16 protein-coding genes are annotated in these 14249 nt (G+C 70.4%); 2 read left to right on the top strand and 14 right to left on the bottom strand.

Going from position 1 to position 14249, the window contains the following annotated elements:
• Positions 1-114: 114 nt before the first annotated feature.
• Complete coding sequence (locus tag AC3CF1_RS09650) at positions 115-882, bottom strand: enoyl-CoA hydratase/isomerase family protein (protein WP_488450158.1); 768 nt, start codon at positions 880-882, stop codon at positions 115-117.
• A 46-nt stretch (positions 883-928) separates the two neighbouring features.
• Positions 929-1156, bottom strand: a complete 228-nt coding sequence (locus tag AC3CF1_RS09655) for a helix-turn-helix domain-containing protein (protein WP_007462679.1) — start codon at positions 1154-1156, stop codon at positions 929-931.
• A gap of 216 nt (positions 1157-1372) precedes the next feature.
• Between AC3CF1_RS09655 and AC3CF1_RS09660 the strand changes: the two genes are divergently transcribed.
• A complete protein-coding gene (locus AC3CF1_RS09660; protein ID WP_210794355.1) occupies positions 1373-1972 on the top strand; it encodes a cadmium resistance transporter in 600 nt (199 codons plus the stop codon).
• 60 nt (positions 1973-2032) lie between these two features.
• Here the strand turns inward: AC3CF1_RS09660 and AC3CF1_RS09665 are convergent, their stop codons facing one another.
• Entirely contained in the window at positions 2033-3637 is a 1605-nt protein-coding gene (locus tag AC3CF1_RS09665; protein WP_088949228.1) for an ABC-F family ATP-binding cassette domain-containing protein, read from the bottom strand.
• A gap of 263 nt (positions 3638-3900) precedes the next feature.
• On the opposite strand from AC3CF1_RS09665, the gene ypfJ reads away from it, so the two are divergent.
• Positions 3901-4821, top strand: coding sequence for a KPN_02809 family neutral zinc metallopeptidase (ypfJ, locus tag AC3CF1_RS09670; protein WP_141910425.1), 921 nt, complete (start codon positions 3901-3903; stop codon positions 4819-4821).
• A 125-nt stretch (positions 4822-4946) separates the two neighbouring features.
• On the opposite strand, the gene AC3CF1_RS09675 is transcribed toward ypfJ, so the two are convergent.
• The 11 genes from AC3CF1_RS09675 to AC3CF1_RS09725 all read right to left on the bottom strand — a co-directional run bounded on the left by AC3CF1_RS09675 (position 4947) and on the right by AC3CF1_RS09725 (position 14077).
• Positions 4947-5306, bottom strand: a complete 360-nt coding sequence (locus AC3CF1_RS09675) for a YybH family protein (RefSeq protein WP_354983101.1) — start codon at positions 5304-5306, stop codon at positions 4947-4949.
• Positions 5307-5420: 114 nt separating this feature from the next.
• Positions 5421-6074 carry an acVLRF1 family peptidyl-tRNA hydrolase gene (locus AC3CF1_RS09680; RefSeq protein ID WP_210925092.1) on the bottom strand — a complete coding sequence of 218 codons (654 nt, stop codon included), beginning with the start codon at positions 6072-6074 and terminating at the stop codon, positions 5421-5423.
• 50 nt (positions 6075-6124) lie between these two features.
• Positions 6125-6757 carry a LysE family transporter gene (locus tag AC3CF1_RS09685; protein ID WP_354983100.1) on the bottom strand — a complete coding sequence of 211 codons (633 nt, stop codon included), beginning with the start codon at positions 6755-6757 and terminating at the stop codon, positions 6125-6127.
• Positions 6758-7300: 543 nt separating this feature from the next.
• The gene (locus AC3CF1_RS09690) at positions 7301-7756 is read right to left on the bottom strand and encodes a metal-sulfur cluster assembly factor (RefSeq protein ID WP_088949232.1); all 456 of its coding nucleotides are present in this window, start codon (positions 7754-7756) and stop codon (positions 7301-7303) included.
• 76 nt (positions 7757-7832) lie between these two features.
• Positions 7833-8306 (bottom strand): Fe-S cluster assembly sulfur transfer protein SufU, encoded by a 474-nt coding sequence (sufU, locus tag AC3CF1_RS09695; RefSeq protein ID WP_088949233.1) that lies wholly within the window; start codon positions 8304-8306, stop codon positions 7833-7835.
• Positions 8306-9610: a cysteine desulfurase gene (locus AC3CF1_RS09700; RefSeq protein ID WP_210794360.1), complete on the bottom strand. Its 1305-nt coding sequence runs from the start codon at positions 9608-9610 to the stop codon at positions 8306-8308. Before AC3CF1_RS09700 ends, sufU begins: the two co-directional genes overlap by 1 nt.
• A gap of 20 nt (positions 9611-9630) precedes the next feature.
• The gene (gene sufC / locus AC3CF1_RS09705; RefSeq protein ID WP_210794361.1) at positions 9631-10404 is read right to left on the bottom strand and encodes a Fe-S cluster assembly ATPase SufC; all 774 of its coding nucleotides are present in this window, start codon (positions 10402-10404) and stop codon (positions 9631-9633) included.
• Positions 10404-10730, bottom strand: a complete 327-nt coding sequence (locus tag AC3CF1_RS09710; protein ID WP_099855780.1) for a non-heme iron oxygenase ferredoxin subunit — start codon at positions 10728-10730, stop codon at positions 10404-10406. The genes sufC and AC3CF1_RS09710 overlap by 1 nt, the downstream gene beginning before the upstream one ends.
• Positions 10730-11878 (bottom strand): Fe-S cluster assembly protein SufD, encoded by a 1149-nt coding sequence (gene sufD, locus AC3CF1_RS09715; RefSeq protein ID WP_354983099.1) that lies wholly within the window; start codon positions 11876-11878, stop codon positions 10730-10732. The genes AC3CF1_RS09710 and sufD overlap by 1 nt, the downstream gene beginning before the upstream one ends.
• Positions 11879-11969: 91 nt before the next feature.
• Positions 11970-13400 carry a Fe-S cluster assembly protein SufB gene (gene sufB, locus AC3CF1_RS09720; RefSeq protein WP_088949238.1) on the bottom strand — a complete coding sequence of 477 codons (1431 nt, stop codon included), beginning with the start codon at positions 13398-13400 and terminating at the stop codon, positions 11970-11972.
• Entirely contained in the window at positions 13397-14077 is a 681-nt protein-coding gene (locus tag AC3CF1_RS09725) for a helix-turn-helix transcriptional regulator (protein ID WP_435794528.1), read from the bottom strand. The genes sufB and AC3CF1_RS09725 overlap by 4 nt, the downstream gene beginning before the upstream one ends.
• Between the last annotated feature and the right edge of the window lie 172 nt (positions 14078-14249).

The following is a 14249-nucleotide window of genomic DNA, read 5'->3' on the forward strand; positions in this document are numbered from 1 at the left end:
CGGGTTGGACATCGCTCACCTCCGGGTCGTCGGGCAGACCGCGCCGTCAGGTCAATTCTCCCGACGACTGTGACAACCTCGGTCGTAACCCGGATCTTCCCGCGCGGTCCTTACCTATTCTCCCCGGCCGGCCAGGTCGCGCAGCCGACGGGTCTGCGCCTCGCGCTCGGCGCGCTGCTGGTCGGCGTGCGACCGGCCGGCCGCACCGGCGAGCAACGCCTTGATCTCCACCACCGCGTCGCGGGCCCCGGAGAGCAGGCCAGCGGTCAGGTCCTGGACCGCGCCGTCCAGCTCGGCTGGTGGCACCACCAGATTGGCCAGCCCGATCCGGTCCGCCTCGGCGGCATCCAACCGGCGGCCGGTGGCGCAGATCTCCAGCGCCCGCGCGTAACCGACCAGCTCGACGAGCCGTTTGGTGCCGGCCAGGTCGGGCACGAGGCCGAGGGTCACCTCGGCCATCGACAGTTTCGCGTCGGCGGCGAGGACACGCAGGTCACAGGCGAGGGCGAGCTGGAAGCCCGCACCGATCGCGTGACCCTGCACTGCCGCCACGGAGATGACGTCCGGCCGGTGCAGCCAGGTGAAGCCGCCCTGGAACTCCGCGATGCGCTCGGCGCACTCCTGCTCGGGCAGCGTGGCCAGCTCCGCGAACGAGCCCGGGCCGGACGCGCCAGCAACCGCGAGGTCGAGGCCGGCGGAGAACGCACGCCCCTCGCCCCGGACCACCACCACCCGCACGTCGCCGGGCAGGTCGCGGGAGAAGTCGCTCATCGCCCGCCACATGGCCGGCGTCTGAGCATTGAGCACGTCGGGCCGGCACAACGTCACCGTGGCGACCGGCCCGTCGCAAGTCAGCCGGACCCCGGTCGCCTCGGCGGTCACCGGACGGCCCGGGGAGCGGCGCTGCTGGACGACGCTGAGTGGCGGGTCACGCCTTCTTGCGGCGCCGGGCACCACCGCGCTGACGCAGCTGCACCCCGGACTCGGTGAGTACTCGGTGGATGAACCCGTAGGAACGGCCGGTCGAGGCCGCCAACGCGCGGATGCTCTCCCCCGAGGTGTACCGCTTTACCAGGTCCTTGGCGAGCGTCTGACGCTCGGCTCCGACGATCCGGCGACCCTTCTCAGTGCTGGTGGCTGTGCCAGTGGCTGCCATGCTGTGTCCTCACGTCCCAGACTGTGCGGTTCGGATACGGTCCCACCTATTAGACCGCCTCGAACGATCATGCGCCAGATATCAACTCTTCGCCAACCGACACGCTATGCAATGTCAGCTTCCCGATAGAGTGATCCTGGCGATCGGCCCCCGCGCTGCCTCCGGGCGTACCACCGCGGCACGGTGACGCCTGCCGACGACCCGTAGCCTTCGGTCGTGATCGACCTGTTGAGCACCGCGGGCGGAGCAGCAGTGGTCTTCGCCGCGACCGACATCGACGACATCGTCATCCTGACCCTGTTCTTCGTCGCGGCGCGCACCACCGGTCGACCCCGCCCTTGGCAGATTGTCGCTGGTCAATACCTTGGAATCGGTGCGCTCGCGCTGGCCAGCGCGGTGGTCGCGGCGGGGCTGCTGGTCGTGCCGGACCCGTGGACGGGGCTGCTCGGCCTGCTGCCGATCGCGCTGGGCGTACGCGCGCTGCGCGCCTCTGACGACGACGTCACCCCCGCGGTCGTCACCGGAACGCTCGGTGTGGCCGGGGTGACGATCGCGAACGGCGCCGACAACGTGGCCGTCTACGTACCCGTCTTCCGGGCCCTCGGCGCGGCCGACAGCGCGGTGTTCCTCCTGGTCTTCGTGCTGCTCATCGCGCTGTGGTGTGCCGCCGGCGCCTGGCTGGGCGGGCACCCCCGGGTGGTCCGGCTGGTCGAACGCGCCGGCCACTGGCTGGTGCCGACCATCTTCATCGGCATCGGCGTGCTGATCCTGGTCAGCTCCGGTGTGCTCGGCCGGCTGGTCGACCTGCTCGGCTGAGGACGGCCCGGTCGACCGCCCGCAGGACGCGACGGCCGGGCCGGCGGCAGGCCGGGCCGGTCAGGCCAGCTCGACCAACTCGAGCAGGTCGTCGCTCCAGGCGTCCTCGTCACCGTCGGGCAGCAGGATCGCGCGGTCCGGCTTGAGCGCGAGCACCGCGCCCGGGTCGTGGGTGACCAGGACGATCGCACCCGGGTAGTTGGCGATCGCGTCGAGCACCTGCTCCCGGCTGACCGGGTCGAGGTTGTTCGTCGGCTCGTCGAGCAGCAGCACGTTGGCGCCGGAACAGACCAGGGTGGACAGCGCCAGCCGGGTCTTCTCGCCACCGGACAGCACCCCGGCCGGCTTGTTCACGTCGTCACCGGAGAAGAGGAACGCACCGAGGATCTTGCGCAGGTCGGTGTCGGACTGCTCGACGGCGGCGGCACGCATGTTCTCCAGGACCGTCCGCTCCACGTCCAGCGTCTCGTGCTCCTGGGCGTAGTAGCCAAGCCGCAGGCCGTGACCCGCGTGCACCTCGCCGGTGTCCGGGCTGAGCAGACCGCCGAGCATCCGCAGCAGGGTCGTCTTGCCGGCGCCGTTGAGCCCCAGGATGGCCACCCGGGAGCCGCGGTCGACCGCGACGTTGACGTCGGTGAAGATCTCCAGCGAGCCGTACGACTTGGACAGGCCGGTCGCGGTGAGCGGGGTCTTGCCGCACGGCGCGGGGCTGGGGAATCGCACCTTGGCCACCCGGTCGGAGACCCGCACCTCCTCCAGGCCGGAGATCAGCTTCTCGGCACGGCGGGCCATGTTCTGCGCGGCCACGGTCTTGGTGGCCTTCGCCCGCATCTTGTCGGCCTGCGCCATCAGGGCGCCGGCCTTCTTCTCCGCGTTGGCCCGCTCCCGGCGTCGGCGACGCTCGTCGGTCTCGCGTGCCTCCAGGTACGCCTTCCAGCCCAGGTTGTAGACGTCGATGACCGACCGGGTGGCGTCGAGGAACCAGACCTTGTTGACCACCGACTCCAGCAGGGCGCCGTCGTGGGAGATCACGATCAGGCCGCCCTTGTGGTTGGCGAGGAAGCCGCGCAGCCAGGTGATCGAGTCGGCGTCGAGGTGGTTGGTCGGCTCGTCGAGCAGCAGGATGCCGCCGCCGTTCTCGCCCGCGTCGCGGAACAGGATCCGGGCCAGCTCGATGCGGCGGCGCTGACCACCGGAGAGGGTGCCGATGGTCTGCGCGAGTGCCCGGTCCGGCAGGCCGAGGTTGGCGCAGATCCGGGCGGCTTCGGCCTCGGCCGCGTACCCACCCAGGGCGGCGAACTGGTCCTCCAGCGCGCCGTAGCGACGGACCAACTTGTCGCTGGCGTCCTCGGCGAGGCGGGCCTCGACCTCCTGCATCTGCGACATCAGGACGTCCAGGCCGCGGGCGGAGAGCACCCGGTCGCGACCGGTCGCCTCCAGGTCGCCGGTGCGCGGGTCCTGTGGGAGGTAGCCGATGGCGCTGCGCTGGTCGATCTGGCCGCCGTACGGCTGGCCCTCGCCGGCGAGCACCTTCAGCGTGGTGGTCTTGCCGGCGCCGTTGCGACCGACCAGGCCGATCCGGTCACCGGGCTGTACGCGCAGCGTGGTGTCGGACAGCAGGATCCGGGAACCGGCACGCAGTTCCAGGCCGGTGGCAGTGATCATGTTTTCGGGCTCGCTCTCGGGGTCTGGAAGGCTGACTCGGGGCACGCGAAACGGCCGGCGGGCTCAAGGGGCCCGACGGCGCGGGGCGGTTCAGCCTTCGCAGCGCAGCACCCGACAAGTGTACCGGGCGTCGCTGGGCGGACCGCCCGGATTACCGATCAAGATCATCGGGTACCGGAAGCGCTGTCCGGACCCCGTCCGGCATTTACAGGACAGAACGACATTCAGACGACATTCACCGGCATACGGCGATCGGGGTCAGCATGGAACTCAACGAGCGGGCCGAGCTCGACACCTCCCAGGTCAACGACCGGGGTCGGGGCGGTGGAGGGGGCGGTGGCCTCGGCATTCCACTTCCCGGCGGCGGTGGTCGCGGCGGGCTGATCGGCATCGTGGTGGCTGTGCTGGTCGCACTGCTCGGCGGCGGGTTCGGCCTGAACGCGATGACAAACGGCGACGAGGGCGGGCAGGCCGGCGGCACCGACCTGGAGCAGCTGTGCTCCACCAAGAACCCCGACCGCTTCGACGACCTGCGCTGCCGCAACCTGGCCTACGTCAACAGCATCCAGGGCTACTGGCAGGAGGCATACCCGGAGCTGGGCAAGGGCAAGTACGAGCCGACCGACACCAACTACTTCCAGGCCGCCGTGAACACCGGCTGCGGTCAGGCCGACTCGGGCGTCGGCCCGTTCTACTGCCCCGCCGACCGGCAGGTCTACATCGACCTGGCCTTCTACGAGGAGCTGGCCTCCCGGTTCGGCGCCAAGGGCGAGTTCGCCCAGCCGTACGTGCTCGCCCACGAGTACGGCCACCACGTCCAGAACCTGCTCGGCACCAACGAGAAGGCCGGGCAGGGCGACCAGAGCGGCCCCCGCTCCGCGTCCGTGCGGCTGGAGTTGCAGGCCGACTGCTACGCCGGCGCCTGGGCCAAGCACGCCACCGAGACCAAGGACAAGACCGGCCAGGAACCGCTGTTCAAGTCGATCACCCCGGGCGACATCACCGAGGCGCTGAAGGCCGCCGAGGCGATCGGCGACGACAGCATCCAGGAACGCTCCGGTGGGAAGGTCAACCCGGACTCGTTCACCCACGGCACCTCGCAGCAGCGGCAGCGCTGGTTCCAGCAGGGCCACGACAGCGGCGACCCGAAGACCTGCGACACCTTCGGCACCGACCAGCTCTGAGACTGGCACCGGTCGCCGTTCGCGTCGATCATGGAGTTGTGGTGCCCGATATGGGCGGACGAGCGACCTTCGTCCACCACCACAACTCCATGATCGACGCGCGGGGGGCGCGGCGCGGGGCTGGGTCAGTTCAGCCTTGAGACCTGGTAGTGAGCGATGAGCCAGTCGTTTCCGGCTCGGCTCAGCAGCACGCCCAGGTGGACCGTCAGCGCCGGACGGTCGGTGAAGCCGAACTCCACCTCCAGGTAGCCGAGGACCAGGTCGTCGGCGAGACGCCGGATCTCCCGGATCTCATAGGCGGCGGTCAGGCCGAGCGGCTGGGCGGCGTAGTACGCGGCAACCCCGGCACGGCCGACGGCGTACGGGTGCAGCCCCTGGAAGATCGCGTCTTCGGTGAAGTACGACGCGACCCGGTCCGGTTCGTGGGCGTCGACCGCCGACTTCCACCGGTCGAGGACGGTACGCAGGATCTGCGCGTCGGACATGATGCTCTCCCTGGAGTGTTGCGGCCACGGGTTACCGGGGCGATGCGCCCATCCTCGGACCGTCAGCACGGCAGCAGACCAGGAACGCCGGTTTCCCTCCGTCGAGCGCCGAGGTCAGTCGGGTGCCGGGTCGCGCAACCGGATCCGCACCGCACGAGCCGCGGCGACCGCGGCGACGAGCACCGCGTGCCGAGGCTCCGGCACGTCGAGCAACCGCTCGGCCCGCAGCGGCACGAGCGGGGCCAACCGTCGATCGGCCAGCACCGTGTCCACCGCTTTCCGGTCGCCGCCGCAGACCATCGCCGTCAGCGCCGCCGCCTCCGGCAACAGCAGGCGTACGGCCAGGTCCGCCGCATCACCCAGCGCCGCCTTGGCCTGGTTGTCGCGACGCCGGGCGAACCGGTGCTGGGACCATCCCCCAGCCGCGGTGCGCCCCTGCACGTAGCGGGTGTCCACCTTGGAGACGACAAGGTCGGCGCCCTCGGCCACGCCGACGGCCACCGCGCCCTTGCGGGCCAGCAGCAGGCCGATCCGGCGGGGCGTCACGGCGGCGGCCACGAACCCGGGAACGTCACCGCTGACCGGCGCGCCGGGTGGGGCGTACAGCTCGGCGGTGGCCCCGTCCGCGGCGGTGAGCAGCAGGCCGTACTCCCGCTCGGTCGTGGTGTGCGGGCCGTGCCGGTCGGCGAAGCCCTCGACCCAGCGCCCGACGCGGGCCGGGTCGACCTCCACCCACCGGCCTCCCCCGGCTGCGGGTCGACTGGTCACCGCCCGACCGTACGGCACGACAACGCGGATCGGGCGGTCGGGCGCGGCGCTCAGCCCGGCAGCAGCGCGACCACCGCCAGCGCGGCGATGAGCCCGCTGGAGACCAGGCCGGTGACCAGCCGCCCACGCGGCCCGGTCAGCGCCCGCCCGACCATCGTGCCGCCGCCCGCGACGAGCAGCTGCCAGCTCGCCGACGCCAGGAACACACCGGCCACGAAGAGCGCCGCCGCGCCCGGGTCCGCGTGGGCGGTGTCCCGACGACCGAGCACCAGCGCGCTGAAGTAGAGCACCGTCATCGGGTTCAGCAGGGTCAACCCGAGCAGCGCCGCGTAGGCCCGCCCAGGCGTGCTCAGACCCCGCCCGACGGGTGCCGTCGGCGTCCGCCGCGACCGGTGGGCGGACCAGGTCCGCCACAGACCGTGCGCGGCGAGACCGAGCAGGACGACGGCGGCGACCACCCGCAACGGCCCGGCGACCGGCGCGATGATGCCGGCCAGGCTGGCACCCCCGAGCGTTGCGGCCGCCGCGTAGAGCCCGTCGGCCGTCGCCACCGCGAGCGCCGCGGACGCACCGACCCGAAACGAGGTACGCGCACTCAGGCCCAGAATCAGGATCGCAATCGCGCCGACGGGGATGGCGACGCCGTAGCCGGCCACCAGACCGGCCAGGAACGCCCCGCTCACGGACGTCGGTGTCGGGTCGAGGCCCGTCCCCGGGCCGGCCGCTGTCGACGCACGGCGGTGGCCGCACGGACAGGGACCTGCATCGGGTACGCCTCAATCACACGCGCATCCTGCGCGCCGAACCCACGCCCGCGCCACCGGATTTCCCGCGCACGGCGCCCTTCGCCCCCGCGCCCGCGCCCTGCCGCCCCACGTCCCCGCGCCGTGCACCCCGCGCCCCGCCCCGTGCCGGCGCTGTCCCAAGCCCTCCTCGCGGGGGCTGCGACCAAGATTCGTGCAACTTCGGGGATGTTGCTGCCTCCGAGACGCCGGAGGCAGCAACATCGCTGATGTTGCGCGGATCTTCGACCTGGCGTGGGCCCGAGAGATCGTGCTCGATCCTGGTTTTAGTGGCCTCACCGCGTGCCGACACCACTACAACCGGGATATTGCGCGATCTTGCCGGGTGGACCGATGCGGCGCACGCACGGCAGGGGCGGAACGCGTCGAGCGCGACGCCCCTGGGGGCATCGCGCTCGACGGGCAGAGCCGACCGGAGTCGGCTCAGACGTTGAAGCCGAGGGAACGGAGCTGGTCCCGACCCTCGTCAGTGATCTTGTCCGGGCCCCACGGCGGGAGCCACACCCAGTTGATCCGGATGTCGTTGACCAGGCCGCCACCCGGGCCGGTGGTCAGCGCCTGCCGGGTCTGGTCCTCGATCACGTCGGTCAACGGGCAGGCCGCCGAGGTGAGCGTCATGTCCAGGGTGGCGACGTTCTCGTCGTCGACGTGCACGCCGTACACCAGACCCAGGTCGACGACGTTGATCCCGAGTTCCGGGTCGACGACGTCCTTCATGGCCTCTTCGATGTCGGCGATCATGGCCTTGCTGACGCCGGCCGTGGGTGCGTCGCCGGCCTCCGGCGTCGCGGTGGCGTCGGTCGTCACGGAGTCGACCTGCGACGCCGCGACAGCGTCACCGGCCTCCGGCGTCGCTTCGGTAGCCGTGTTCTCGCTCATGCCGTCCCTCCGCTTCGCTCCGTGACGCCGACAGGCGCCACGGTGCTGCAACAATGATTGGCTCGCTGACGCTCGATCACGCCTTCACCTCCGGGCTCGCGCCCACACCCGCGCGTGCCGCGGCGTCCTTGAACGCCATCCACGGCAGCAGTGCGCACTTGACCCGGGCGGGATAACGGGCCACACCCGCGAAGGCCACCCCGTCACCCAGCACGTCCTCGTCCGGCGTGACCTGGCCACGTCCGGACATCAACTCCACGAACGCCTCGTGCACCTCGAATGCTTCCCGGGCACCCCGACCGCGCAGCAACTCGTGCAGGACGCTCGCCGAGGCCTGGCTGATCGAGCAACCCATGCCGTCGTACGAGATGTCGTGCAGCACAGTGCCGTCGGTGGCCACCCGGACGGTGACCTCGTCGCCGCAGGTCGGGTTGACGTGGTGCGCCTCCTCGACCCGGTCGCCCGAGTCTTCGGCGTCGCGCAGACCACGCCCGTGTGGGCGCTTGTAGTGGTCCAGGATGATCTCCTGGTAGAGCTGGTCGAGCTGCATCAGTCGAACACCTTCCGCACCTGCTCCAGACCGGCCACCAGAGCGTCGATCTCCTCGGTGGTGGTGTAGAGGTAGAACGAGGCCCGGGTCATGGCCGGGACGCCGAACCGGCTGCACACCGGCTTGGCACAGTGGTGACCCACCCGCACCTGCACGCCGAGCGAGTCGAGCACCTGACCCACGTCGTGCGGGTGCACGTCGCCGAGCGCGAACGAGATGGTGCCGCCCCGACCGACCGGCACGGTCGGGCCGAAGATCCGAAGGTCCCGCACCGAGCCGAAGGCGTCCAGCGCGTACGCCGTCAGCTCCTTCTCGTGCCACTGGATGGCCCGCATCCCGACACCGGTGAGGTAGTCGACGGCAGCGCCGAGCGCGACCGCCTCGGCGATCGGCGGGGTGCCGGCCTCGAACCGGGCCGGCGGGGCGGCGAACGTCGAGCGGGCCATGGTGACCGTCTCGATCATCGAGCCGCCGCCGAAGACCGGTGGCATGGCCGCGAGCAGCTCACCCCGGCCCCAGAGCACCCCGATGCCGGTCGGGCCGCACATCTTGTGGCCGGTGAACACGATGTAGTCGGCGTCCAGGTCGACCACGTCGATGGGCAGGTGCGGCACCGACTGCGAGCAGTCCAGCAACAGCAGCGCGCCCACCTCGCGGACCCGCGCGGTGATGCGGGAGGTCGCGTTGACAGTGCCGAGGATGTTCGACACGTGCACCAGCGAGACGATCTTCGTCCGTTCGGTGACCAGGTCCTCCAGGCCCGACTCGTCCAGTCGGCCCTGGTCGGTGACGGGGAACCAGCGCAGGGTCGCGCCGGTCCGTTCGCAGAGCAACTGCCACGGGACGATGTTCGAGTGGTGCTCCATCTCGGAGATCACCACCTCGTCGCCGGGGCCCAGGCGGAACCGCGGGTCCGCGTCCGGGCGCAGCGAGGCGTTCGAGAAGGCGTACGCCACGATGTTGATCGCCTCGGTGGAGTTCTTGGTGAACACCACCTCGTCGACGCTGGGCGCGTTGATGAACGCGGCGACCTTCGCCCGCGCCCCCTCGTACGCCTCGGTGGCCTCGGTGCCCAGGGTGTGCACCGACCGCGAGACGTTGGCGTTGTGCCGCGCGTAGTGCTCGTCGAGAACGTCGAGCACCTGACGGGGTTTGTGCGAGGTGTTGGCGCTGTCGAGGTAGACCAGCGGGTGCCCGTTGACCTCGCGATCCAGGATCGGGAAGTCGGCGCGTACCCGGGCCACGTCGAAACGCGGCACGTCGTCGTACTGCGGCATCCCCTCGGGGATCGCGATGCTGGTCATCTCGGCAGCGCCTCTCCCGCTCAGGCCTTGGCCGTGCCGGCCCCGGCGGCGTACCGCTCGTAGCCCTCGGCCTCGAGCTTGTCGGCCAGCTCCGGGCCGCCCTGCTCGACGATCCGGCCGGCGATGAACACGTGCACGAAGTCCGGCTTGATGTAGCGCAGGATCCGCGTGTAGTGGGTGATCAGCAGCACGCCGGTGTCGCCGTCGTCGCGGACCCGGTTGACGCCCTCGCTGACCACGCGCAGCGCGTCCACGTCGAGGCCCGAGTCGGTCTCGTCGAGGATGGCGATCTTCGGCTTGAGCAGCTCCAGCTGGACAATCTCGTGCCGCTTCTTCTCACCACCGGAGAAGCCCTCGTTGACGTTGCGCTGGGCGAACGCCGGGTCCATCTGGAGGCGCTCCATCGCGCCGCGCAGCTCGCCACCCCAGGTGCGCAGCTTCGGCGCCTCGCCGTCGATGGCGGTCTTCGCGGTGCGCAGGAAGTTGGCCACCGAGACGCCGGGCACCTCGACCGGGTACTGCATGGCCAGGAAGAGGCCGGCGCGGGCCCGCTCGTCGACAGTCATGGCGAGCACGTCCTCGCCGTCGAGGGTCACCGTGCCGCCGGTGATCTCGTACTTGGGGTGACCGGCGATCGAGTAAGCCAGGGTGGACTTGCCGGAGCCGTTCGGGCCCATGATCGCGTGGGTCTCGCCGGACTTCACGGTCAGGTCGACGCCGGCCAGGATCGGCTTGAGCTCACCCTCGGGCAGCTTGACCGACACCTTCAGGTCGCGGATCTCCAGGGTGCTCATTATCGGGTCACTCCATTACTCGGCGTCAGGCTGAGGTAGATGTCGCCGTCGCGGACTTCGACGGGGTAGACGGGGACGGGTTCGGTGGCGGGCAGCCCGGTCGGCTCACCGGTGCGCAGGTCGAAACGCGAACCGTGCAACCAGCACTCCAGCGTGCAGCCGTCGACCTCACCCTCGGAGAGGGCGACCGCGGCGTGCGAGCACTCGTCGTACACGGCGTAGAAGTTGCCGTCCTCGCCGTGCACCAGGGCGATCGACGTGCCGTCGACGTCCGCGCTGATGGCGGTGCCCTTCGGTACGTCCTCGGTGGAGCAGATCCGGATCATCAGGCGCCCGCCTTGGTCAGCCGGGCCTCGATCGCGTCGCCCAGGCGCTCGCGCAGGGACTCCACCGGGATCTTGTTGATCAGCTCGGCGAAGAAGCCGCGGACCACCAGGCGGCGGGCCTCGCTCTCCGGGATGCCCCGGGCCATCAGGTAGAAGAGCTGCTCGTCGTCGAAGCGGCCGGTCGCGCTGGCGTGGCCGGCGCCGGCGATCTCGCCGGTCTCGATCTCCAGATTGGGTACGGAGTCCGCCCGAGCGCCCTCGGTGAGCAGCAGGTTCCGGTTGATCTCGTACGTGTCGGTGCCGGTCGCCTCGGCCCGGATCAGCACATCGCCCACCCAGACGGTGTGCGCGCTCTCGCCCTGCAGGGCGCCCCGGTAGCCGACGTAGCTGCGGCAGTCCGGCACGGAGTGGTCGACCAGCTGCCGGTGCTCCAGGTGCTGACCGGAGTCGGCGAAGTAGACGCCGTACAGCTCGGCCTCGCCACCCCGACCGGTGTATTCCACGCTGGTGAACTGCCGGACGAGGTCACCACCGAGGGAGACCTGGATGTGCACGACCCGGGCGTCGCGGCCCAGCTTCACCCTGAGGTGCTGGACCTGGACGGCATCAGGGGCCCAGTCGGCGATGGTGACCAGGGTCAGCTTCGCTCCGTCGCCCACCGCGACCTCGACGTTATCGGCCAGGGTGCCGGTGCCGACGTGCTGGAACACGATGACCGACTCGGAGAGCGCCGCAACGTCGACGAACGTGTGCCCGAAGGCCAACACGTCCGACGGCCCCCCCTCCACGGTGACGATGACCGGCTCGGCGACGACCGCCTCCCGGGCCACCTCCACCAGCAGGCCAAGGTCCGACTCGCCGTAGGCGCGCGCGCTGATCCGGTCGACCGGGGTCAGGACACTGCCCCGGCGTGGATCGTCCTTCGCCAGGCTCCCGATCCGGACGCCCTCGGGCAGTGGCCCGTAACCGTGGGCGGGCCAGTGGGCCGACTGGTTCGAGGCGGCACCCTCGAGCAGGCCGCGGAGGCGCTTGAGCGGGGTGAAACGCCACTCCTCCTCCAGGCCGGTGAGGGCCGGGAAGTCGGCGACGTCGTACGAGCGCAGCGCCTGCGACTTGGTGCTGGGCGGCGCGGAAGCCTGGGTAGTCATTTCTTCCTTGGTCTGTCTGTTCCGTGGCGACGAGGTGGGGTCCTGGTGTGGCGGGCCGAGGTTCCCGGCCCGCCACGCGGGAGCGGCGGCGTCAGCCGACCGCGCCCTCCATCTGAAGCTCGATCAGGCGGTTGAGCTCCAGGGCGTACTCCATCGGAAGCTCCTTGGCGATCGGCTCGATGAAGCCACGCACGATCATGGCCATCGCCTCGTCCTCGCTCAGGCCCCGGCTCATCAGGTAGAAGAGCTGGTCGTCGCTGATCTTGGACACGGTCGCCTCGTGACCCATCGACACGTCGTCCTCACGGATGTCGACGTACGGGTAGGTGTCCGAGCGGGAGATGGTGTCGACCAGCAGCGCGTCGCACTTGACCGTGCTCCGGCTGTGGTGCGAACCCTCCAGCACCTGCACCAGACCCCGGTACGAGGTGCGGCCGCCGCCCCGGGCGATCGACTTGGAGATGATGGTCGAGGAGGTGTGCGGCGCGGCGTGCACCATCTTGGCGCCGGCGTCCTGGTGCTGGCCCTCGCCAGCCATCGCCACCGAGAGCACCTCGCCCTTGGCGTGCTCGCCGGTCATGTAGACCGCCGGGTACTTCATCGTCACCTTGGAGCCGATGTTGCCGTCGACCCACTCCATGGTCGCGCCCTCGTGGCACACGGCGCGCTTGGTGACCAGGTTGTAGACGTTGTTCGACCAGTTCTGGATGGTCGTGTAACGGCAGCGCGCGTTCTTCTTGACGATGATCTCCACGACCGCGCTGTGCAGCGAGTCGGAGGAGTAGAGCGGCGCGGTGCAGCCCTCGACGTAGTGCACGTACGCACCCTCGTCGACGATGATCAGCGTCCGCTCGAACTGGCCCATGTTCTCCGTGTTGATCCGGAAGTAGGCCTGCAGCGGGATCTCCACCTGCACACCCTTCGGCACGTAGATGAACGAGCCACCGGACCACACGGAGGTGTTCAGGGCGGCGAACTTGTTGTCGCCGACCGGGATCACCGTGCCGAAGTACTCCTTGAAGACGTCCTCGTGCTCGCGCAGCGCCGTGTCCGTGTCCAGGAAGAGAACTCCCTGCTCCTCAAGGTCCTCACGGATCTTGTGGTAGACGACCTCGGACTCGTACTGCGCCGCGACACCCGCGACCAGCCGCTGCTTCTCCGCCTCCGGGATGCCCAGCCGGTCGTACGTGTTCTTGATGTCCTCCGGCAGGTCCTCCCAGCTGGTGGCCTGCTTCTCGGTGGACCGCACGAAGTACTTGATGTTGTCGAAGTCGATCCCGCTGAGGTCCGCGCCCCAGGCCGGCATCGGCTTGCGGCCGAACAGCCGCAGGCCCTTCAGCCGCAGGTCGAGCATCCACGCCGGCTCGCTCTTCTTGGCCGAGATGTCCCGCACCACCGCCTCGTTGATGCCGCGCTGGGCAACCGCCCCGGCGGCGTCCGGGTCGGACCAGCCGTACTCGTACCGACCCAGGGCCGCGAGCTGCTCTTCCTGGGTCAGGGGCTGGACGATCTGCTCGGTCATCTATCTGTCCTCACAGTGGTGACGGGATTACCGGATTGAACACGGCCCGGCTGGGTCGGAATGTGCGTGGTGCACACCCCGTCGCCGTGCGCGATGGTGGCCAGGCGCTGCACGTGGGTGCCGACCAGACGGGAAATCACCGCGGTCTCGGCCTCGCACAGCTGGGGAAACTCGGCGGCCACGTGCGCCACCGGGCAGTGGTGCTGGCAGAGCTGACCGCCGGAGGCGATCGTGGTCGCATTGGCAGCGTAACCCTCGGCGGTGAGCGCCGAGGCGAGTGCCTCGGCACGCGCCAGAGGGTCCTCGCCGGCGTCTTCCATGGCCGCTCGACAGCGGGATTCCAGGGCCGACACCTGCTCGGTGGCGAACGCCTCGACCGCGTCCGAACCGCCGCTGCGGGCGATCCAGCGCAACGCGGCGGTGGCCATGTTGTCGTAGTGGTGTGTGCCACAGCGCACCCGGGCGGCCTCGGTCAGCATGAACACCTTGGCCGGACGCCCACGCCCGCGGCTGCCCTGCACGGTCTGCTCGCGGGCATAGACGTCACCCTCGGCGAGCATCGCGTCCAGGTGCCGGCGAATCGCCGCCGGGCTGAGCCCGAGGGCCGCGCCAAGCTGAGCGGCGGTGGTCGCACCCCGCTCCAGCAGCAACTGGGTGACCCGGTCCCGGGTGGAGATCTCGGTCGCCGTGCCGGCGCCGAGGGCGGTCGAGGTGGTCGTGACGAGCGCGGACGCGGACGCGCCGACGGCCGGAACAGCCGCCGACTGGTGCCCGGAGAGCGCCGCCGCGTTTTTCACAACGCCAACGTTACGTAATTACCCGGAGGGTCGCAAACCCGGGCCCCGGTGA

It is taken from the genome of Micromonospora sp. MGP-C2 (assembly GCF_057766525.1).

Coding starts and splice junctions, on each gene's coding strand:
- AC3CF1_RS09655 (WP_007462679.1), bottom strand. CDS start 1,156: ATGGCAGCCACTGGCACAGCCACCAGCACTGAGAAGGGTCGCCGGATC.
- AC3CF1_RS09665 (WP_088949228.1), bottom strand. CDS start 3,637: ATGATCACTGCCACCGGCCTGGAACTGCGTGCCGGTTCCCGGATCCTG.
- ypfJ (WP_141910425.1), top strand. CDS start 3,901: ATGGAACTCAACGAGCGGGCCGAGCTCGACACCTCCCAGGTCAACGAC.
- AC3CF1_RS09675 (WP_354983101.1), bottom strand. CDS start 5,306: ATGTCCGACGCGCAGATCCTGCGTACCGTCCTCGACCGGTGGAAGTCG.
- AC3CF1_RS09690 (WP_088949232.1), bottom strand. CDS start 7,756: ATGAGCGAGAACACGGCTACCGAAGCGACGCCGGAGGCCGGTGACGCT.
- sufU (WP_088949233.1), bottom strand. CDS start 8,306: ATGCAGCTCGACCAGCTCTACCAGGAGATCATCCTGGACCACTACAAG.
- AC3CF1_RS09700 (WP_210794360.1), bottom strand. CDS start 9,610: ATGACCAGCATCGCGATCCCCGAGGGGATGCCGCAGTACGACGACGTG.
- sufC (WP_210794361.1), bottom strand. CDS start 10,404: ATGAGCACCCTGGAGATCCGCGACCTGAAGGTGTCGGTCAAGCTGCCC.
- AC3CF1_RS09710 (WP_099855780.1), bottom strand. CDS start 10,730: ATGATCCGGATCTGCTCCACCGAGGACGTACCGAAGGGCACCGCCATC.
- sufD (WP_354983099.1), bottom strand. CDS start 11,878: ATGACTACCCAGGCTTCCGCGCCGCCCAGCACCAAGTCGCAGGCGCTG.
- sufB (WP_088949238.1), bottom strand. CDS start 13,400: ATGACCGAGCAGATCGTCCAGCCCCTGACCCAGGAAGAGCAGCTCGCG.